Raw genomic sequence first — 19,722 nt, 5'->3', positions numbered from 1 at the left:
ACCGGCCCGGCCCGGGCACCGTCCGGGCCCGGGCCGGTGCCGATCAGATGATGCCGAGGGCGCTGAGGCCGCCCATTCCGCCGAGCAGCATGAAGACCGGCATCAGCACCTTCAGCTCGACCCAGCTGCCCGCCCGGAAGCGCATCCCCTGCGGCGGCCCGACCGGGTACCAGCGCCTGCGGCCAATCGGGATGGGCCACAGGATCGGGCAGCCGGATACGGTGAGCGCGTCGCCGATGTCGTGCACCAGGGCGCCGAGGATGATCGGCAGGCCGAGCCAGAGGTACTCCTGGCCCGGTGCGCTGAACAGCCAGTCCGCGCCGTTGCCCGGCTTGTGCAGCACATCGGCGAGGATCCATGCGCTGGTCGCCCCGAGCAGCCATACCAGGACATCGCTGGAGACCCGCGCCGCACGCCACAGCAGTCCCTCGACGGCCAGCACCATATGGACGAAGAGGATGCCGAGCACCGCCCAGCGGCCGCCGACCATGGCGAGCGCCGAGGCGCCGCCGCCGATCAGCACCGCCCAGACCCAGGTGTGGGTGAGGGTGCGGTGACCGCCCGAGCGGCGCGGGTCGCCCGGCTTCCTGGTGGTCTTGTAGACGGAGTGCGAGATCTTGTCGATCACTTCGCACATGCCCCGGGAGATCGGGCCGAAGGCGCGCGATATGGTCGCCGCCTTGTGATCGAGGTCGGGGGCGAGCGCCGCTCCGGCGCAGATCAGCGCGCCTACGACAAGCACCGGCCAGGGCATCGCGTGGCCGGCCGCCGCGACCGCCGCTCCCACCCCCAGCCAGGCCGCCGCCCCGGACAGCGAATGCGCCGGTCCCATCATGGTCGTACCCCGCCCCTGTTGTTCTTGCCCGCGTCCGCGCGGTAGTTGGTTGCATCGGACCGGCACAGCCTAACTGCGAACGATCTTCGTCCGTACAGCCGGTTCCCGCCCGGCGGGGGAAACCAGGCAGTATAGGCACGTGACTCTTATCGATCAGCTGCCGAGCGACGCCGACCCCGACGCCCTCTTCGAGGCGTTCTCGACCTGGGTCGAAGAGCGGGGTATCTCGCTCTATCCGGCCCAGGAGGAAGCGCTGATCGAGGTGGTGTCCGGGGCGAACGTGATCCTTTCCACCCCCACCGGCTCGGGCAAGAGCCTGGTGGCGGCGGGCGCCCACTTCGCCGCGCTCGCACGTGACGAGGTCACCTTCTACACCGCGCCGATCAAGGCCCTGGTCTCGGAGAAGTTCTTCGAGCTGTGCAAGCTCTTCGGCACCGAGAACGTCGGGATGCTCACCGGGGACGCGTCGGTCAACGCGGACGCGCCCATCATCTGCTGTACGGCCGAGGTACTGGCGTCCATCGCTCTGCGGGACGGCAAGGACGCAGATGTCGGCCAGGTGGTGATGGACGAGTTCCACTTCTACGCGGAGCCGGACCGGGGCTGGGCGTGGCAGATCCCGCTGCTGGAGCTGCCCCGGGCGCAGTTCATCCTGATGTCGGCGACGCTCGGCGACATGAGCCGGTTCGAGGAGGATCTGACCCGGCGCACCGGGCGGCCCACCGCGGTCGTACGGTCCGTGACCCGGCCGGTGCCGCTGAGCTACGAGTACCGCACGACGCCGCTCACCGAGACGCTGACCGAGCTGCTGGAGACCCGGCAGGCGCCGGTCTACATCGTGCACTTCACCCAGGCCGCGGCGGTGGAGCGGGCCCAGGCGCTGATGAGCATCAACATGTGCACGCGCGCCGAGAAGGACGAGATCGCCTCGCTGATCGGCAACTTCAGGTTCACCACCAAGTTCGGCCGGAATCTGTCCCGTTACGTCCGGCATGGGATTGGGGTGCATCACGCGGGCATGCTGCCGAAGTACCGGAGGCTGGTGGAGAAGCTGGCGCAGGCCGGGCTGCTCAAGGTCATCTGTGGTACGGACACGCTCGGGGTGGGCGTCAATGTGCCGATCCGGACCGTGCTGTTCACCGCGCTGACGAAGTACGACGGCCAGCGGGTGCGGACGCTGCGGGCGCGGGAGTTCCACCAGATCGCGGGCCGCGCCGGCCGGGCCGGGTTCGACACCGCGGGCTTTGTGGTGGCTCAGGCGCCCGAGCATGTCATCGAGAACGAGAAGGCGCTCGCGAAGGCCGGGGACGATCCGAAGAAGCGCCGCAAGGTGGTCCGCAAGAAGGCACCGGAGGGCTTTGTCAGCTGGGGCCAGAACACCTTCGAGAAGCTCATCGCGTCCGAACCCGAGCCGCTCACCTCCCGGTTCCGGGTCACCCACGCGATGCTGCTGTCGGTCATCGCCCGGCCGGGCAACGCCTTCGAGGGGATGCGACGCCTGCTGGAGGACAACCACGAGCCGCGCAAGAACCAGCTCCGCCACATCCGCCGGGCGATCGCGATCTTCCGCTCGCTGCTGGACGGCGGGATCGTGGAGCGGCTGAAGACCCCGGACGCGGAGGGCCGGATCGCCCGGCTGACGGTGGATCTGCAGCAGGACTTCGCGCTCAACCAGCCGCTGTCCACCTTCGCGCTCGCCGCGTTCGAGCTGCTGGACCCCGAATCCCCGTCCTACGCCCTGGACATGGTCTCGGTCGTCGAGTCGACGCTGGACGATCCGCGGCAGATCCTGGCGGCCCAGCAGAACAAGGCGCGCGGCGAGGCGGTCGCCGCGATGAAGGCGGACGGCGTCGAGTACGAGGAGCGCATGGAGCGGCTCCAGGACGTCTCCTACCCCAAGCCGCTGGAGGAGCTGCTCTTCCACGCCTACGGCCTCTACCGCAAGAGCCACCCGTGGGTCGGCGACCATCCGCTGTCGCCCAAGTCGGTGATCCGCGACATGTACGAGCGGGCGATGACCTTCACGGAGTTCATCTCGTTCTATGACCTCGCGCGCACCGAAGGCATCGTGCTGCGCTACCTGGCCGGCGCCTACAAGGCGCTGGACCACACCGTGCCGGACGATCTGAAGTCCGATGACTTCGAGGACATCATCGCCTGGCTCGGCGAGATGGTGCGGCAGGTCGACTCCAGCCTCCTCGACGAGTGGGAGCAGCTCGCCAATCCGGCGGAGGAGTCGGCGGGGGAGGCGCAGGAGCGCGCCGACCAGGTCAGGCCCGTCACCGCGAACGCCCGCGCGTTCCGGGTGCTGGTGCGCAACGCGATGTTCCGGCGGGTCGAACTGGCCGCGCTCGACAAGGTCGCGGAGCTCGGCGAGATGGACGCGGACGCCGGCTGGGACGAGGACGCCTGGGCGGACGCGATGGACGCGTACTGGGACGAGTACGAGGAGCTCGGCACCGGACCGCAGGCACGGGGACCGAAGCTGCTGCGGATCGAGGAGGAGCCCGAGCACGGGCTGTGGCGGGTGCGGCAGACCTTCGACGACCCGAACGGCGACCATGACTGGGGCATTTCGGCCGAGGTCGATCTCGCCGCCTCCGACGAGGAGGGCCGGGCGGTGATCAGGGTCACCGACGTGGGCCAGCTGTAGCCTCCTGGACGTGGTCCGTGCCACGGGCCCTCGCACCGAAGGAGCACCACCGATGACCAATCCCGCCGAGCGTCTGGTCGATCTGCTCGACCTGGAACGGATCGAGCTGGACATCTTCCGCGGCCGCAGCCCCGATGAGTCGCTGCAGCGGGTGTTCGGCGGGCAGGTGGCGGGGCAGGCGCTGGTGGCCGCCGGGCGGACGACCGACGGGCAGCGCCCGGTGCACTCGCTGCACGCGTACTTTCTGCGGCCGGGGCGGCCCGGCGTGCCCATCGTGTACCAGGTGGAGCGCGTCCGGGACGGGCGCTCCTTCACCACCCGCCGGGTCGTCGCCATCCAGCAGGGTCGTACGATCTTCAATCTGACGGCCTCCTTCCATCTTCCGGAGCCGGGCATCGAACAGCAGTTGCCGATGCCCGAGGTGCCTGACCCCGAGAGCCTGCCGCGCCTCGCCGACGAGGTCCGCGCGCATCTGGGGACCCTCCCCGAGGCGTTCGCGAGGATGGAGCGCCGGCAGCCCTTCGACATCCGGTACGTCGAGCGGCTGCGCTGGACGGACGAGGAGCTCAAGGGCGCGGAGCCGCGCAGCGCCGTGTGGATGCGCGCGGTCGGACCGCTTGGGGACGATCCGCTGGTGCACACCTGTGCGCTCACCTATGCGAGCGACATGATGCTGCTGGACGCGGTGCGCGTACCCGTCGAACCGCTGTGGGGCCCACGGGGTTTCGACATGGCCTCACTGGATCACGCCATGTGGTTCCACCGGCCCTTCCGTACCGATGAGTGGTTTCTCTATGAGCAGGAGTCGCCCGTGGCCACCGGCGGCCGGGGCCTGGCACGCGGTCGGATCTACGACCGCGAGGGCCGGCTTTTGGTCTCGGTGGTGCAAGAGGGGTTGTTCCGCCCGCTGCCGCCCGCCGAGGGGACCACTGAGAGCGGCTGAGCCCTCGGTGACGGGCCGGTCCATGGCTCAGCACCTGCCGACCAGCTTGCGCCACAGGCTCCGCGGGCGGCCCGGGGGCCGGATACGGCCACTGTGCGGCGGCACCACCGCGGCGTCGGGCCGCGGCGCGGGCCGGGACCGGCGGGCGTCCCGCACGGCGGAGGCGAGAGCGACCCGATAGCGCATGATCTCCCGCGGATCGTCGGCCGTCAGCACCGTGTCGACGACCTCCCGGGCCGCGGCGGCCGTGGGACGCACGGGGATGAGCGCGGGGCGAAGCTCACGCACATAGGCCCGCTCGTGCGGATCGTCGACGGCCGATGCCAGCTCGATGGAGCCCAGCACCGCCGCCAGCGCCCCGGCCCGCTCCCAGGGATCCCGGGTCCGGGCGAGCAGTTGGTCGATCCGCCGGGCCCGCCATTTCGCCCCCCGCGCATCCTCCCCGGCGGCCAGCGTCGCGGTCAGCCCCGGCGGAGTGCGCCCGGTCAGCAACTCCGGCTGCCGGGCGGCGAATTCGATGAGATCCGCCGCCAGATAGAGCCATACGACGGCCCGGTACCGATTGACATAGAACCGGACCGGGGCGAAGAAACCGCCGCGCGCGAGACGGGTGAGCCGCCCCTGGCTGATGCCCAGCAGCTCGGCCCCCTCCGCCGTGCCGACCACGCGGAGCCTTGCGCGCAGCGCCTCCGGGAAGCCCTCGGCGGCGGTCACCCGCGCCAGCTCCTCACGCGCCACCCGCCGGCCCGTGCCGGTGGTGAGGGCGCGCACCTCTCCGAGCTGCACGGCCAGCTCCAACTCAAGCGGTTTGAGGCCCAGCGCCCGGGCCGCCGTACTGAACGCGACGCTCTCCCCCGGGCCGCTCGACTTTCCCGCCCCGGCCGGCTCCACCGGCCCGTCCAGACCCTGTGGCCCCCGGCGCCCCCGCAGCTCCTGATGCACCCGCACTGCCATGACGATGTCCTCCCCCGCGATATATCAATCACTGACAGTGACGACGATAGCCGCGAAGCAAGACGGTCCGTCAGGCCTGTGGATAACTTCCGCTCGGCCTCAGCTGGGCGCGCCGCTTTCCTGCCTGGCCTCGACTCCCAGATGCTCCCCCACCCGGTTGACCAGCAGTGCCATTTCGTAGGCGACCTGCCCCACATCGGCCTCCGGGCCGCTGAGCACGCACAGGCAACTGCCGTCGCCCGCCGCCGTGACGAAGAGGACCCCCTCTTCGAATTCGACCATTGTCTGCCGTACCCGGCCCGTCCGGAAGTGGTGCCCTGACCCCTTGGCGAGGCTGTGCAATCCGGAGGCGACCGCGGCCAGGTGCTCGGCGTCCTGGCGCTCGAGCGATGAGCTCGCCCCCGTCACCAGCCCGTCGTTCGACAACACCAGCGCATGCCGTATCTGTGCGATCCGCTCGGTCAGGTCGTCCAGTAACCAGTCGAGCCCCTTGCTCGGTGCCATTCCATTCCTCCCCGATTCCCTTTCAGCTGCGTGCCAGCCTTTCTCACTGCCGCCATCTGGGCAACCCGCCCTGCCGGTCACCCCGTCGTTGTGGGCTGATTGACGCAGGATGGAGACATGGCACAGAACATGACCAAGGAGCAGTGGCAGAAGTTCCTCTTGGAGGGCACCCGCACCGGGAAGCTGGCGACCGTGCGGGCCGACGGAAGCCCGCACATCGCGCCCGTGTGGTTCCTGCTCGACGGCGACGATCTGGTCTTCAACACAGGTCAGGACACGGTCAAGGGGCGGAACATGGCGCGGGACGGCCGGGTCTGCGTATGTGTCGACGACGACCGGCCCCCGTTCGCCTTCGTCACGGTGCGGGGGCGCGCCGAACTCAGCGATGACCTGGAGCAGGTCCGCGAATGGGCCACCCGGATCGCGGCCCGTTACACGGGCGAGGACCGCGCCGAGGAGTACGGCGCCCGCAACAGCGTGCCGGGCGAACTGCTGGTCCGGGTCCGTATCGAGAAGGTCACCGCGTTCTCCGGCGTTGCCGAGTAGCCGGATTCGACCGAACGACTAGCCGGATTCGGCCGAAATCCATCACTTCACGGCGGACCGCCGCCCACCCGGCGTTTACGGGCGCATGAGGACCTTTATCGCTCCGTCCTCCTTGTGCTGGAACATCTCATAGGTGCGGGCGGCCTCGTCCTCTTCCTGGCTGTCGAAGTCCCGCAGGTCGAAGACCTCGACGCCGTCGGCGCCGCGCCCGGCGCAGCCGCTCGGGGACGAGGTCCACGCCATGCCCGGCCGGCTCCCCGGAGGCCGGCGACGCGGCAGGCCATGCCCCCGATGGGGCCGAGTGCGAGCACGGCCAGCGTGCCGTCCGGCGGGACGGCCGCGTACTAGGGCCTGGGCGCCCGGCACAGCGCCGTAGAGCTTGGCGCAGCCGAACAGCTCCGCCCCCATGCCGTGCTCGACGACCTGGGTGTTCTCGCACTGCGCCGGCAGCCCTCGCGGCACATCCAGCAGTGGCCGCAGGCGATCTGGAACGGCATGGGGTCGGGCACCGTCTCCACGCGTACATCGCGCCGACCCTGCCGGGTCACCGCTCGCATCGCCGTGTCCCTTCGCCGTGGTCTTCCGCTCCACCGCCGACAGGCTCTTCCGGGTACCCCGAGGGGCCGGGCCGCACCGCCGGCGGGAAGACGACCCGCTCCGCCGCCCGGGCCGTCTCGGCGGCGACCGCGGCCGGGTCGGCACCCGCCGTGCTCAGGACGGCCAGACATGCGCCGTCCCCCAGCGCCGCGACGAACAGCCGGCCCGCCCCCGTGTCGATCACCGTCTGCCGGGCCGGGCCGCCGCGCGCACGACGGCCCGCGCTCCTGGCGAGGCCGTGGAATCCGGAGGCGACGGCGGCCAGGTGCTCGGCGTCCCGGCGGGAGAGTCCTCGGGACGCGCTGACGGTCGCCCCGTCGTGGGAGAGCACCACGGCATGGCGTATGCCCCCGACCCGGGCCACCAGATCGTCCAGGATCCGGTCGTGGTCGGCCATGGAGCGGGCTGCGGTGCGGCGGCGCGTGGTCATGGGCGGTCTCCCTCGGTCGGGATGCGCCGCGCCGGGCGGCGCACCAGGTGTCCCCCCTTGGGCCAGGGACGCTAGACCCGGCGGGGGCGCACACTGGGGGCGCATTCGGAACCTGTTGGAATTTGACAGGGACAGATGCCAGAGCGATCGATCAATGCGCGAATCTGCACTCGTGGCGGGCGTTTCCTGGGCACCGCGGGCAGCCTCGATGATCGGGACACGTCGTAGGCTGCAAACTCACCGACCGAGGAGTCTCGATGCGCCATGAGCACGCCCATGGAGACAGTGCCGCCGAGGTGAGGGACTTCTTCACCCCCCGGGCGGCTGACTGGGACAGCCGTTTCCCGGACGACGGCCCGGCCTATGCCGCCGCCGTCGCCGACCTCGGCCTGCGCCCCGGGGACACGGTGCTCGACGCGGGTTGTGGTCGGGGCCGTGCGCTGCCCGCGCTGCGCGAGGCCGTCGGCCCCGAGGGGACCGTGCTGGGGGTGGATCTCACGCCCGCCATGCTGGAGGCCGCCGTACGCGCCGGCCGTGCCGGCAGCGCGGCGCTCGCCCTCGCCGACGTAGCGCGGCTGCCCCTGCGCGACGGCTGTCTCGACGCGGTGTTCGCCGCCGGGCTGATCTCCCATCTCGCGGAGCCCGGGGCCGGGCTGCGCGAGATGGCCCGAGTGGCACGCCCCGGCGGGCGGCTCGCGCTGTTCCACCCCGTGGGGCGGGCCGCGCTCGCCGCCCGTCACGGCCGCCCGATCACCCCCGGCGATCTGCGGGCGGAGCCCCGGTTGAGGCCGCTGCTGGCCCGTTCCGGCTGGCGTCTGGAGTCGTACACCGACGAGGACACGTGCTTTCTGGCGCTCTCGGTCCGCACGGACGCTCAGGATCCTTGGGGCTGAGCGGCCGGCGCCGGCTCATCTCGCCCGGTGAGCCGGCGCGCAGGGGCGGCCCCTTTTGCCGGCCGGCAACGCCCTGACGCTGACGGCCGAGGGGCGAGCCGAACCGCGCCGCCGGCTGGCGGACCCGGCGGACGCCGACCCCGGCGCGGCATCCTCACCAACGCCCGGGCCGCGGCCAGGCCGGACTGTCCTGGCCGCGGCGCACCCTGGACACGCTGCGGGCGGCGGACGGCTGCTAAACCGACCCCGGCACGATGTCTCGACGCCGTGGCTACCGGCTGGTTAGGGTGCGCCGACGACGGATCGGCCCATCGGATCCGGAACCGCAAGAGGAGGCTGCCGTGCCCGCCACGGAGGAGTCAGGCGACGACGCGCTGTATGTACTGACCGCAGTGCTGCTGACACCCGCTCAATTCCCGAGCGTGCTCGGCGACGACTACCCCGAGGCGTGCGCCGCGCTCGGCCTGGAACCGTACGAGGTCGGCTACGGCCTGGTGCTGGGACAGGACGGCGGCGGTGCCCGCTGGACCGTGGTCACCGACGATGTGTCGCTCGTGGCCTGCGCCATCGCGACATGGGACTGCGGTATGGAGTACGACCTGTCCCTCGGCGACCGGACCGTGGTCGCCTCCCTGCCCGGCTGGCCGCTCGCGGTGGCCGTGGCCGCTCCAGGCATTCCGGCGCCGCACGACCCCGCGCCCGACCCGGAGCTCGGGGACGCCACACAGCCGCCGCTCGCGCCGCCGGACGCCGAGCGGTGGGGCCCGGCGCAGCGGCGGCTCGGCGCGGACGAGATCGCGCTCCAGTGGGCGATCTGGCGCGAACAGGTCGACAGTGAGGTGACGTTCGTGTCCCCGGGTGAGAAGCCGCACGGGGGCGTACGGCGGGTACTCGAAGAGGCGCGCGGCTATGTGGAGGCGCCGCCGCCGCTGGGCCGGATCCGATCCGCGTTCGCCGCCGGTGACGCGCGGACGCTCCGGGCCGACGGGCCGGGCTGGAGCATGGTGGCGCGGACCGACGACATCGCCTTCGTCCTGCTGGACGACGCGCCGGGAGAGGTACTGCCGGTGGGCCGCGGCCCGGAGCTGCCGGAGCTGCTGACGGCTCTGGACGAGCTGGCCGTACGTCCGCTCTGAGCACGCGGCGAGGCGTCGCGCCGGTCACCACCGCGAGGGCGGGCCGACGAGGAGGGCGGCCTCGGCCGTGTCCGGGTCGTCGTGCCGGCGCAGCGCGTCGAGCTCCGCCCGCCACACGTCCGCCCAGCCGCTGTTGCCGCCCACGCCCATGACCAGCGCGAGGGCGGTCAGCGGCGCCGCCGCGCTCGCGCAGCGCGCCGACGACGGTAAGGACCGCATGGGGCACCGCGGCATGGTCGTGGTCGAAGGAGAGACAGCCCCCGAACCGGAGGCGGTCGGGGCGCTCTTCGACCAGCGACAGACAGCGCTCCCAGCGGGCCGGGGCGGCGTCGCCCGCGTGCAGCGCGGGCAGGCGACGCTGAGCGCCGCGCCACTGCCCTCGCGCCGCGGACCGGCGGCCAGGAGCGCGTCCACGGCGGCGTCGGCCGACGCCGGCCTGTCGCCCGTCGACCGCCGGAGCCGGTCGACGACGGCGGACGCGCAACCGGCGAGGCGGCGCAGCGCGTCGGCGCGCTGCTCCCCGGGGCGCCGGGCCGTCCGGCCGTCGCGCCCCTCTCTCCCCGGCTGACCGGGCCCGGTGGGCCCTGGGCGACCCGCGATCGGTGCTGCACGGTCACTCCCAGGCGCGTGCCGCCCTGGGGTCCGAGCCCGGCCAGCGGTCTGAGGGGACCCAGGTCAGCGGCCGAGCTCCTTGCGGGAGACCCTGCGCAGCCTGCGGCGCTGCGAGGGATCCAGGAGCAGATAGGCCGCCGCCGGCACCCCGACGATCACCAGCAACGCGGCCCAGAACGGCAGCAGCCACAGCATGATCACACCTACCGCCACACCTCCGACGGCAACCTTCGCGCGTGTGGACATCTCACCCGCCTCCTTCACGGCCCATAGCCGCGTTCACTCCTCACAACGGACACCGGCGTCGCGCGGTTCCTCATCCCGGCCGCGTCCTGTACCCTCGGCCGCTCCGGTCTCCACTAGTCAAATTTGAGGAATGCGTCAGCGCTGTGACACCACCCCCCGCGGCAACGCCCTCCGAGATCGCCGAACTCTGCCGCAGTACGGCCGTCTTCCTGCCCGCCGATCCGGCGCGCACCGGCCGGATCGGCTTCTGGCGGCCGGACGGCCCGCCCCCTTCCGGCCCCGCCACCGGCTCCACCGAGGAGCTGACCGTCGTTGTCCCGGACGCCGGTGACGGCGGCCTCGAGGTCCACACGCGCACCGTACGGGCCCTCGTACTGCCCCTGGGCGAGGCGCTGCCGGTGCTCACCCGGGCCAGGGCACGGGCCTCGCAGCCGGGCCCGGCGCAGGCCGACTCCGCTCAGGCCGACCCCGCCACGGCCTTCTGGGGCGCCGCCGCCGTACTCGCCCTCCAACTCGCGGCCCGCGGACGGCTGCTGCCCGGTCTCACCGCCACCGACCACGATGCCTGGCGCGTCGGCCCGCTCACCCCCGACGACCTGCGACGGGTGCGCGAGCTGGCCGCCGCCATGCCGCCGACCGCCCACGCGCTGCCGCTGCCCGGCACCGACCCCGTGCTGCTGCCCGACCCCGAGCGGCATCTGCGGGCGTTCCTCGACGCGGTGGCGGACGGGCTGCCGCGCTCGCCCGCCGCGTCCCTGGCCGGCGGCGGCCCCGCCTTCGCCGCCGCCGCGCCGCGGCGCCTGCCGGAGCAGCGCGCCTGGGCGGCCGATGTGGCCGCCGGTCACGACGCCGGCGTACGGCTGTCGCTCCGGATCGAGCTGCTCCACGCCGGCGACGGCGGTGCGGCGGCCGGTCCGGACTTCCGTGCCGTCCTTCAGCTGCACAGCCTCACCGACCCGGCCCTGGTCGCGGACGCCGCCGACGTCTGGGCGGGCGCCTCGCCCGTCGCGGCGGCCCTGGGCCCACGCGCCCGGATGGACGCGCTGCTCACACTGCGGCGCGCTGCCCGCGCCTGGGCACCGCTCGCTCCGCTGCTGTCGGCCGCCGTACCCGAGGCGATCGACCTCGCCGACGAGGCGGTCACCGAGCTGCTCGGTCCTGCGGCCGGGGCGCTGGATGCCGCCGGGATCCAGGTGCACTGGCCCAAGGAGCTGGTGCGCGGGCTCACCGCCCGCGCCGTCGTCGGCCCGGACGGCGAGGGCGACGCCGAGGGCGGTACCGAGCCCCGGATGCCCTCTCATCTCTCCGCCGACGCGCTGCTCCGCTTCAGCTGGCGGTTCGCGGTGGGCGATCAGGAGCTCACCCGCGCCGAGCTCGACCGGCTCGCCGAGGCCAGCCGCCCGGTGGTGCGGCTGCGTGACCAATGGGTCGTCCTCGACCCGGAGTCGGCGCGCCGCGCCCGGGACCGGCAGGACCGCAAGCTCACCCCCGCCGACGCGCTGAGCGCGGTAATCACCGGCCGTACCACGGAGGCCGACGGCACCGAGGTGGACGTAGAGCCCACCGGCTGGCTGGCGGCGCTGCGCGACCGCCTCGCGGACCCCGAAGGGGCCGCCCTTCCCGGCCGGCCGCCCGTCGCCCAGCCCGCGGCCCTCGCCGCCACCTTGCGCGACTACCAGCTGCGCGGCCTGGACTGGCTGGTGCGGATGACCTCGCTCGGCCTCGGCGGCTGCCTCGCCGACGATATGGGGCTCGGCAAGACCATCACGCTGATCGCGCTGCATTTGCACCGGCGGAGTGTCCCCGAGGCCGCCGGGCCCACCCTCGTGGTCTGCCCCACCTCCCTGATGGGCAACTGGCGGCGCGAGATCGAGAGGTTCGCGCCGGGCACCCCGGTGCGCCGCTATCACGGCGCCGCGCGCAGTCTGGAGGGCCTTACGGACGGCGAGTTCGTCCTCACCACGTACGGGACGATGCGGCTGGACGCGGGGCGGCTGGCCGGGGCCGGACCCTGGGGCATGGTGGTCGCCGACGAGGCGCAGCACGTCAAGAACCCGTTCTCGGCGACCGCGAAGCAGCTGCGCACCATCGGGGCGAAGGCGCGCGTGGCGCTGTCCGGGACGCCCATCGAGAACAACCTGTCCGAGCTGTGGGCGATCCTCGACTGGACCACGCCCGGTGTGCTGGGCGCCCATGGTGCGTTCCGCAAGCGCTATGCCCAGCCCGTCGAGAGCGGCAGCGATCCGGCGACCGCCGCGCGGCTGGCGAAGCTGGTCCGACCCTTTCTGCTGCGGCGGCGCAAGTCCGATCCGGGCATCGCCCCCGAGCTCCCGCCGAAGACCGAGACCGACCGGGCCGTCGCGCTCACCAAGGAGCAGGCCGGGCTCTACGAGGCGGTGGTGCGCGAGATCCTCGCCGAGATCTCCGGCACCGGCGGCCTGGTGAGGCGCGGACTCATCGTCAAGCTCCTCACCGGGCTGAAGCAGATCTGCAACCACCCGGCGCAGTATCTGAAGGAGGACCGGCCCACGGTCCCCGGCCGCTCCGGCAAGCTGGAGCTGCTCGACGAGCTGCTGGACACGATCCTCGCCGAAGGTGCGAGCGTCCTCGTCTTCACGCAGTACGTACAGATGGCGCGCATCCTCGAACAGCATCTGGCCGCGCGCGGGGTGCCGACCCAGCTGCTGCACGGCGGTACGCCGGTGGCGCGGCGCGAGGAGATGGTGCGGGCGTTCCAGGACGGTGAGGTCCCGGTGTTCCTGCTGTCGTTGAAGGCCGCGGGCACCGGGCTGAACCTCACCCGGGCCGGGCATGTCGTGCACTACGACCGCTGGTGGAACCCGGCGGTCGAGGCCCAGGCCACCGACCGCGCGTACCGCATCGGCCAGACCCAGCCGGTGCAGGTCCACCGCATCATCGCGGAGGGCACCGTGGAGGACCGGATCGCGGCGATGCTCGAGCGCAAGCGGGAACTGGCGGACGCGGTGCTCGGCGCCGGCGAGGGCGCGCTGACCGAACTGACCGACGCCGAGCTGACGAAGCTCGTGGAGCTGAGGGGGACCGAGCGATGAGCCGTGCCGAGACCACCTACGACGAGGGCGGGCCCGAGCGCACCTTCGCCGCCCTGCCGCCCGCCCGCGGCCCATTCGCCCGGACCTGGTGGGGCCAGGCGTGGCTGAAGGCCCTGGAGGACACGGCGCTGGACGGCGAGCAGCTCAAACGGGGGCGCAAGCACTCGCGGGAGGGGGCGGTCGGGGCGGTGTGCGTGCGGCCGGGGCGGATCACCGCCGTGGTACGGGGCCGGGACCGCACGCCCTACCGCTCCGACGTCCTGCTGCAGGAGCTGAGCGGGGCCGAATGGGACCGGCTGCTGGAGGTGGTCGCCGACCGCTCGGGCCATATCGCCGCACTGCTGGACCGCGATATGCCACCGCAGCTCGTCGAGGACGCGGCCGCCGTGGGCGTCGAACTCCTGCCGGGCATAGGCGATCTGGAGCCGGAGTGCGCCTGCGAGGCGTGGGACCACTGCCCGCACACCGCCGCGCTGTGCTATCAGGTCGCCCGGCTGCTGGACGAGGATCCGTTCGTACTGCTGCTGATGCGTGGCCGGGACGAGCGGGAGCTGCTGGACGAGCTCCAGGTGCGCAGCGTGGCGCGGGCCGCCCGGCACACGGCTTCGGAGGGGGCGGGGGACGCCGCCGGTCCGGACCCGCAGGGCGTACCGGGCATACCGGCTCGGGAGGCGTTCGCCGTGCCCGGCCCGCCGCCGCTGCCCGCGCCCCCGCCCGCCGTGGCCGCACCCGGCCGGCCCCCGGCGCTCGTCGGCGGCACGGATCCGGCGCCGGGGCTGGACGTCGCCGCGCTGGAGTTCCTCGTGGCGGACGCCGCCGTACGCGCCCAGCGGCTGCTGGCCGAGGCGCTGGCCCCGGACCATGCCACGGCCCCGGTTCCGGCCGGGCTCACGGTGTGGCAGGACACGGTGCGGATGACCGCCACCGGTCCCCCGGCCGCGATCGCCGCCCGGCTCGCGACCGGTTGCGGCCGCGACCGCCCCGGCCTGGCGCGCGCCGTACGCGCCTGGGAGCACGGCGGGGCCGCCGCGCTCGCCGTCCTGGAGGAGGAGTGGACACCGGACGCGGAGTCGCTGGCGCGCGCCCACGCCCAGCTCGCCGCCGCCTGGGAGGAGGGCGAGCGAGCACCCCGGCTGCGCGCGACGGGCAACCGCTGGACGGCGGTGGGCACCGACGCCCAAGTGCGCTACGGACGTGACGGACGCTGGTGGCCCTACCGCAAGGAGCGCGGCCACTGGTGCCCGGCCGGCCCACCGTCCCAGGACCCGGCGGCGGCCCTCACGATGCTCGCCTCCGGCTGAGGGGGCGCGCCTGCTCCCCCTGATCGCCGTGATGGGCACCGGACTCAACGCCACCCACCAGGACCCCAAGGGGTGCGGGCGCGACCCACCAGCGCCCATACAGGACAATCCGGACATCTCGGTGCCCCCGTCGGCGCCGTCGTCCACCACGAGCAGCAAGACCGACGCACCCGAGCCGGCTCCGGCGCGGCCGGCACCGGCGCGGCCGCAGCTGACCGATGCCCAGGCCGCCGACTACGAGATCGCCGACTGGCTCGGCGGCCGGCAGCCGACGTCCTGAGCCAGGAGCCCCGGCCGCCGGTCCCGTCGGGGGGCGGGACCGGCGGCCGGCACCCGGTCAGCCGCGTGCGGCGAGCAGATGGTCCATGGCGAGCTGGTCGAGACGCTCGAAGGCCATACCGCGCTCCGCGACGGCGTCGACGTCGAAGTCCTCGAAGGCGGTGCGGTCCGCGAGCAGCGCGGCCGGGGTCTCGCCCTCGTTCAGTGTGGGCTGCGCCAGCTGGTCGAGGCGCGAGGCGCGCAGCGCCTCCTGGACCTCCGGGTCGGCCCGGAAGGCGGCAGCCCGCTCCTTGAGGATGAGGTAGTTGCGCATGCACCCGGCGGCGGAGGCCCAGACGCCCGCGATGTCCTCGGTGCGCGGCGGCTTGAAGTCGAAGTGGCGCGGGCCCTCGTAACCGGCCGTCTCCAGCAGGTCGACGAGCCAGAAGGCGGCCCGCAGATCACCCGCCCCGAACCGCAGGTCCTGGTCGTACTTGATGCCGGACTGGCCGTTGAGGTCGATGTGGAAGAGCTTGCCGGCCCACAGCGCCTGGGCGATGCCGTGCGGGAAGTTCAGCCCGGCCATCTGCTCGTGGCCCACCTCCGGGTTCACCCCGTACAGCTCGGGCCGCTCCAGCCGCTCGATGAAGGCGAGGGCGTGGCCGACGGTCGGCAGCAGGATGTCGCCGCGCGGCTCGTTCGGCTTCGGCTCGATGGCGAAGCGCAGATCGTAGCCCTGTTCGGTGACATACTCGCCGAGCAGGTCGAACGCCTCCCTCATCCGGTCGAGCGCGGCCCGTACGTCCTTGGCGCCACCGGACTCCGCACCCTCCCGCCCGCCCCACGCCACATAGGTCTTGGCGCCCAGCTCGACGGCGAGGTCGATGTTGCGGATCGTCTTGCGCAGGGCGTAGCGGCGCACGTCCCGGTCGTTGGCGGTGAAGGCGCCGTCCTTGAAGACCGGATGGGTGAAGAGGTTGGTGGTGGCCATCGGCACGGTCATCCCGGTGGCGTCCAGGGCCTGCCGGAAGCGCTTGACATGCGACTCGCGCTCGGTCTCCGAGGCGCCGAAGGGGATCAGGTCGTCGTCGTGGAACGTGACGCCGTACGCGCCGAGTTCGGCGAGCCGGGTCACGGACTCGACGGGGTCGAGCGCCGGGCGGGTGGCGTCCCCGAACGGGTCCCTGCCCTGCCAGCCGACCGTCCACAGTCCGAAGGTGAACCGGTCCTCAGGGGTGGGGTGGTAGCTCATCGCGGCTCCCTCGTCTGTTGCGTGGCTATTTCGTCATGGCACTTTACAAATTAGTATGCGCGAGCATTCCGGGGAAGCCCCGCACACCGCACATCGCACACCAGGGACACGAGGGAGACCGCGAGATGGCAGCAGCAGCCATGCCCATGCCGGAAGGACCGCTCGTCGTTGGCGTGGACAGCTCCACGCAGTCGACCAAGGCGCTGGTCGTGGACTCCGCGACGGGGACGGTCGTCGCGCGCGGGCAGGCCCCGCACACCGTGAGCGGCGGGGCCGGAGGCGACGGCAAGGAGTCCGTCCCGGAGGAGTGGTGGGAGGCGCTGGCCGAGGCGCTGCGCCAGTGCGGGACGCACGCCCGGGAGGCGGCCGCGGTCTCCGTCGGCGGCCAGCAGCACGGCCTGGTCACCCTGGACGCCGCCGGCCGCTCGGTGCGGCCCGCGCTGCTGTGGAACGACGTACGCTCCGCGCCGCAGCGCGACCGGCTCGTCGAGGAGCTGGGCGGCCCCAAGGCCTGGGCGGAGCGGGTCGGCAGCGTGCCGGCGCCCGCCTTCACCGTCACCAAGTGGGCCTGGCTGAAGGAGAACGAGCCGGAGGCGGCCCGCGCCACCGCGGCCGTCCGGCTCCCCCACGACTACCTCACCGAACGGCTCACCGGCTACGGAACGACCGACCGCGGCGATGTCTCGGGCACCGGCTGGTGGGCCTCGGCGACCGAGGCGTACGACGAGGAGATCCTGGACCGGGTGGGGCTCTCCCCCGCTCTGCTGCCGCGTGTGCTGCGCCACGGCGAGGCCGCCGGTACCGTACGGGACCTGCCCGATCTGCCACTGCCCACCGGCGCCCTGGTGGCCACCGGCACGGGCGACAACATGGCGGCCGCCCTCGGGCTCGGGCTGCGCCCGGGGCAGCCGGTGCTCAGCCTCGGCACCTCCGGCACCGTGTACGCGGTCTCGGCGCGCCGGCCGGCCGACCCCACCGGGGTGGTCGCCGGGTTCGCCGACGCCCGCGACGCGTGGCTGCCGCTCGCCTGCACCCTCAACTGCACGCTCGCCGTCGACCGGATCGCGGCGCTGCTGGGCCGCGACCGCGAGGCGGTGGAGCCGGGCGGGTCGGCCGTCCTCCTGCCGTTCCTCGACGGCGAGCGCACGCCCAATCTGCCGCACGCCTCCGGGCTGCTGCACGGTCTGCGCCATGACACCACACCGGGCCAGGTGCTCCAGGCCGCCTACGACGGCGCGGTCTTCGCCCTGCTCACCGCGTTGGACCAGGTCCTGGACGCGGACGCGGCGCCCGACGCGCCGCTGCTGCTCATCGGCGGCGGCGCCAAGGGCACGGCGTGGCGGGAGACGGTCCGGCGGCTGAGCGGACGCCCCGTCCAGGTGCCCCGGGCCGAGGAGCTGGTCGCTCTCGGGGCCGCCGCCCAGGCCGCCGGGCTGCTGCTGGGCGAGGACCCGGCCGCGGTGGCGCGGCGCTGGGCGACCGCGGAGGGGCCGTCGTACGCCGCGGTGCCGCGCGATGAGGCGGCGCTGGGGCGCCTCTCCCGGGTGCTGTCCGACGCGGACGGACTGCTGCGCCGGGCCTAGCGATGCCGGACGGCGAGAGCCAGGGGCCCGGGCCCGGGCGGGCGTGGCGGCCCGGGCAGGATGAGCGGTACCGCTCGAGAGGAGACGGATCAGGTGGCAGCGCCACTGCCCAACACCCAGCAGGCGATGCGCCGGCGCAATCTGTCCCTCGTGCTGCACGCCGTGGCCGCGCACGGCCCGCTGTCCCGCGCGGCCGTCGCGGCCCGGGTCGGGCTGACCCGGGCGGCCGTCTCGACGCTCGTCGACGAGCTGACCCGGGACGGGCTGCTGGTCGAACTGGGCCCGTCGCGGCCCGGCACGGTCGGCCGCCCCGGATCCGCGCTGCAGCTCAATGAGCGGGGTCCGGCCGGTCTCGGCGCGGAGATCGGCGTGGACCACCTCGCGGTGTGCGCGGTGGACCTGGGCGGACGGGTGCGGGCCCGCAGCGAGGTCGCGTCGCCGAACCGGGACCGCGGTCCGGCCCCGGTCATCGGCCAACTCGCCGCCCTGGCACGGCAGGTGGCGGCGGAGGCGGAGCTCGACGGGCTACGGCCGGTCGGGCTCGCGGTGGCCGTGCCCGGGCTGGTCGCGCGGGAGTCGTCCCTGATCGTCCGCGCCCCGAACCTCGGCTGGGAGGGCGTGGACATCGGCCCCGGGCTGCGCGCCGCACTCCCCGACCTGCCGCTCACCGTGGACAACGAGGCGAATCTGGGCGCCCTCGCCGAGCTGTGGCGGGGCGGCCATGACCCGGCGCCGCGCGACTTCGTCCATGTCTCGGCCGAGATCGGCATCGGCGCGGCGGTCGTGCTCGACGGGCGGCTGCTGCGCGGCACCCACGGTTTCGCGGGCGAGCTCGGCCATGTGCCGGTACGCCCCGACGGGCCCGCCTGCCCGTGCGGCGGGCGGGGCTGTCTGGAGCAGTACGCGGGCGAGGAGGCGGTGCTGCGGGCGAGCGGCCTGTCCCCCCTTCAGGCCGCGGCCCAGCACCCCGGCCCCGGCGGCCGGATCGCCCTGCTGGCGGTACGGGCGGCGAGCGGCGACCGTCAGGCACGGAGCGCGCTGCGCGGCGCTGGCGCGGCGCTCGGTATCGCCCTCGCGGGCGCGGTGAACCTCCTGGACCCGGAGAAGGTGGTGCTCGGCGGGGCGCTGACGCCGCTGGCGCCCTGGCTGCTGCCCTCGCTGGAGCGGGAGTTGGCCCGCCGGGTCGCGGACCCGGCCCGCTCCGGGCAGGGGGCGGTGACCATCTCCCTGCTCGGTCCGGACGGTCCACTGCTCGGCGCGGCCAACTCGGTCGTCCAGGCGGTCCTCGACGACCCGGCGGGGCTCAGGGGCCCCGCCGGGGCCGACGAGCACGCCGGGCTCAGAGAAAGCGATGCATGATGTGCAGCCCGACGCAGCCCTTCGTCGGATGCTCGAATGCCTCCGGTACGGTGCCCACCACCTCGAAGCCGAGGGAGCGCCACAGCGCGACCGCCCGGGTGTTGCTCTGCACCACGGCGTTGAACTGCATCGCCCGGTAGCCCTCGGCGCGCGCCCACTCCAGCGCGTGCTCGCCCAGGGCCCGTCCCACGCCGCGCCCGGCGTGCTCGGGAGCCACCATGAAGCTGGCGCTCGCGATATGGGAGGCGGGCCCCATGTGGTTCTGGTTCATCTTGGCCGAGCCGAGCACGGTGCCGCCGGCGTCCGTGGCGACGACGGTACGGCTCGGGGGCCCGAGCATCCAGATGTCACGGGCCCGGTCCTCGTCCAGGTCCCGCGGATAGGTGTAGGTCTCGCCCGCGGCGACGATCCGGTGCAGGAAGGGCCAGATGGCGGACCAGTCCTCGGGGGTGGCGGTCCTGATGAGGGGCATGGGGGCCAGCATGGCGCCGGGGACGGCGGCCCGCGAGTGGTTTTCGCGGCCGCCGCTGCCGCCCGCCGGCCGTCGCG

At 73.5% G+C, this 19,722-nt stretch carries 18 protein-coding genes and 1 pseudogene; 10 read left to right on the top strand and 9 right to left on the bottom strand.

What is annotated here, in order from left to right; all coding sequences use genetic code 11:
- Nucleotides 1-43 precede the first annotated feature (43 nt).
- Nucleotides 44-835: a metal-dependent hydrolase gene (locus ABZS71_RS12070; protein ID WP_356209170.1), complete on the bottom strand. Its 792-nt coding sequence runs from the start codon at nt 833-835 to the stop codon at nt 44-46.
- Between the two features lie 139 nt (nt 836-974).
- Between ABZS71_RS12070 and ABZS71_RS12065 the strand changes: the two genes are divergently transcribed.
- Together ABZS71_RS12065 and ABZS71_RS12060 are read left to right on the top strand one after the other, a co-directional pair.
- Entirely contained in the window at nt 975-3,488 is a 2,514-nt protein-coding gene (locus tag ABZS71_RS12065) for a DUF3516 domain-containing protein (protein ID WP_356209168.1), read from the top strand.
- 52 nt (nt 3,489-3,540) lie between these two features.
- Nucleotides 3,541-4,431, top strand: coding sequence for an acyl-CoA thioesterase II (locus ABZS71_RS12060; protein ID WP_355843823.1), 891 nt, complete (start codon nt 3,541-3,543; stop codon nt 4,429-4,431).
- A 27-nt stretch (nt 4,432-4,458) separates the two neighbouring features.
- Here ABZS71_RS12060 and ABZS71_RS12055 read toward each other — a convergent pair whose 3' ends face one another.
- Together ABZS71_RS12055 and ABZS71_RS12050 are read right to left on the bottom strand one after the other, a co-directional pair.
- The gene (locus tag ABZS71_RS12055; protein ID WP_356209165.1) at nt 4,459-5,385 is read right to left on the bottom strand and encodes a DUF6397 family protein; all 927 of its coding nucleotides are present in this window, start codon (nt 5,383-5,385) and stop codon (nt 4,459-4,461) included.
- A gap of 99 nt (nt 5,386-5,484) precedes the next feature.
- Nucleotides 5,485-5,889, bottom strand: coding sequence for a roadblock/LC7 domain-containing protein (locus tag ABZS71_RS12050; RefSeq protein WP_355843829.1), 405 nt, complete (start codon nt 5,887-5,889; stop codon nt 5,485-5,487).
- 117 nt (nt 5,890-6,006) lie between these two features.
- On the opposite strand from ABZS71_RS12050, the gene ABZS71_RS12045 reads away from it, so the two are divergent.
- Nucleotides 6,007-6,435 (top strand): PPOX class F420-dependent oxidoreductase, encoded by a 429-nt coding sequence (locus tag ABZS71_RS12045; protein ID WP_356209162.1) that lies wholly within the window; start codon nt 6,007-6,009, stop codon nt 6,433-6,435.
- Nucleotides 6,436-6,600: 165 nt separating this feature from the next.
- On the opposite strand, the pseudogene ABZS71_RS12040 reads toward ABZS71_RS12045, so the two are convergent.
- Nucleotides 6,601-6,992, bottom strand: a pseudogene (locus ABZS71_RS12040) (hypothetical protein); the annotation flags it as partial.
- Nucleotides 6,980-7,462, bottom strand: coding sequence for a roadblock/LC7 domain-containing protein (locus tag ABZS71_RS12035; RefSeq protein WP_355843835.1), 483 nt, complete (start codon nt 7,460-7,462; stop codon nt 6,980-6,982). The gene ABZS71_RS12035 and the pseudogene ABZS71_RS12040, both read right to left, overlap by 13 nt.
- 257 nt (nt 7,463-7,719) lie before the next feature.
- Between ABZS71_RS12035 and ABZS71_RS12030 the strand changes: the two genes are divergently transcribed.
- Nucleotides 7,720-8,355, top strand: coding sequence for a methyltransferase domain-containing protein (locus tag ABZS71_RS12030; protein WP_356209160.1), 636 nt, complete (start codon nt 7,720-7,722; stop codon nt 8,353-8,355).
- A 341-nt stretch (nt 8,356-8,696) separates the two neighbouring features.
- A complete protein-coding gene (locus ABZS71_RS12025; protein WP_356209158.1) occupies nt 8,697-9,491 on the top strand; it encodes a hypothetical protein in 795 nt (264 codons plus the stop codon).
- 24 nt (nt 9,492-9,515) lie between these two features.
- On the opposite strand, the gene ABZS71_RS12020 is transcribed toward ABZS71_RS12025, so the two are convergent.
- Nucleotides 9,516-9,710, bottom strand: a complete 195-nt coding sequence (locus tag ABZS71_RS12020) for a hypothetical protein (RefSeq protein ID WP_356209156.1) — start codon at nt 9,708-9,710, stop codon at nt 9,516-9,518.
- Between the two features lie 456 nt (nt 9,711-10,166).
- The gene (locus ABZS71_RS12015; protein ID WP_355843850.1) at nt 10,167-10,349 is read right to left on the bottom strand and encodes a hypothetical protein; all 183 of its coding nucleotides are present in this window, start codon (nt 10,347-10,349) and stop codon (nt 10,167-10,169) included.
- A 143-nt stretch (nt 10,350-10,492) separates the two neighbouring features.
- On the opposite strand from ABZS71_RS12015, the gene ABZS71_RS12010 reads away from it, so the two are divergent.
- Genes ABZS71_RS12010 through ABZS71_RS12000 form a run of 3 tightly spaced genes read left to right on the top strand, consistent with a single transcriptional unit; the run spans nt 10,493 to nt 15,001 of the window.
- On the top strand, nt 10,493-13,420 hold the full coding sequence (locus tag ABZS71_RS12010) for a DEAD/DEAH box helicase (RefSeq protein WP_356209153.1): 2,928 nt from the start codon (nt 10,493-10,495) through the stop codon (nt 13,418-13,420).
- Nucleotides 13,417-14,721 carry an SWF or SNF family helicase gene (locus tag ABZS71_RS12005; protein ID WP_356209151.1) on the top strand — a complete coding sequence of 435 codons (1,305 nt, stop codon included), beginning with the start codon at nt 13,417-13,419 and terminating at the stop codon, nt 14,719-14,721. Before ABZS71_RS12010 ends, ABZS71_RS12005 begins: the two co-directional genes overlap by 4 nt.
- A 31-nt stretch (nt 14,722-14,752) precedes the next feature.
- Nucleotides 14,753-15,001: a hypothetical protein gene (locus tag ABZS71_RS12000; protein ID WP_356209149.1), complete on the top strand. Its 249-nt coding sequence runs from the start codon at nt 14,753-14,755 to the stop codon at nt 14,999-15,001.
- A gap of 57 nt (nt 15,002-15,058) precedes the next feature.
- Here the strand turns inward: ABZS71_RS12000 and xylA are convergent, their stop codons facing one another.
- Nucleotides 15,059-16,231: a xylose isomerase gene (xylA, locus tag ABZS71_RS11995; RefSeq protein WP_355843862.1), complete on the bottom strand. Its 1,173-nt coding sequence runs from the start codon at nt 16,229-16,231 to the stop codon at nt 15,059-15,061.
- 140 nt (nt 16,232-16,371) lie between these two features.
- On the opposite strand from xylA, the gene xylB reads away from it, so the two are divergent.
- Both xylB and ABZS71_RS11985 read left to right on the top strand, forming a co-directional pair.
- On the top strand, nt 16,372-17,814 hold the full coding sequence (xylB, locus tag ABZS71_RS11990; RefSeq protein WP_355844076.1) for a xylulokinase: 1,443 nt from the start codon (nt 16,372-16,374) through the stop codon (nt 17,812-17,814).
- 93 nt (nt 17,815-17,907) lie between these two features.
- Nucleotides 17,908-19,173, top strand: a complete 1,266-nt coding sequence (locus tag ABZS71_RS11985) for an ROK family transcriptional regulator (RefSeq protein ID WP_356209146.1) — start codon at nt 17,908-17,910, stop codon at nt 19,171-19,173.
- Here the strand turns inward: ABZS71_RS11985 and ABZS71_RS11980 are convergent.
- A complete protein-coding gene (locus tag ABZS71_RS11980) occupies nt 19,154-19,657 on the bottom strand; it encodes a GNAT family N-acetyltransferase (RefSeq protein ID WP_355844079.1) in 504 nt (167 codons plus the stop codon). The genes ABZS71_RS11985 and ABZS71_RS11980 overlap by 20 nt on opposite strands.
- Nucleotides 19,658-19,722: the final 65 nt, after the last annotated feature.

Origin of the sequence: Streptomyces sp. NPDC005393 (assembly GCF_040606675.1) — a bacterium.
Lineage (GTDB): Bacteria > Actinomycetota > Actinomycetes > Streptomycetales > Streptomycetaceae > Streptomyces.
Note: the sequence above shows the minus strand (reverse complement) of the source record. Positions and strands in the feature narration are given on the sequence as shown.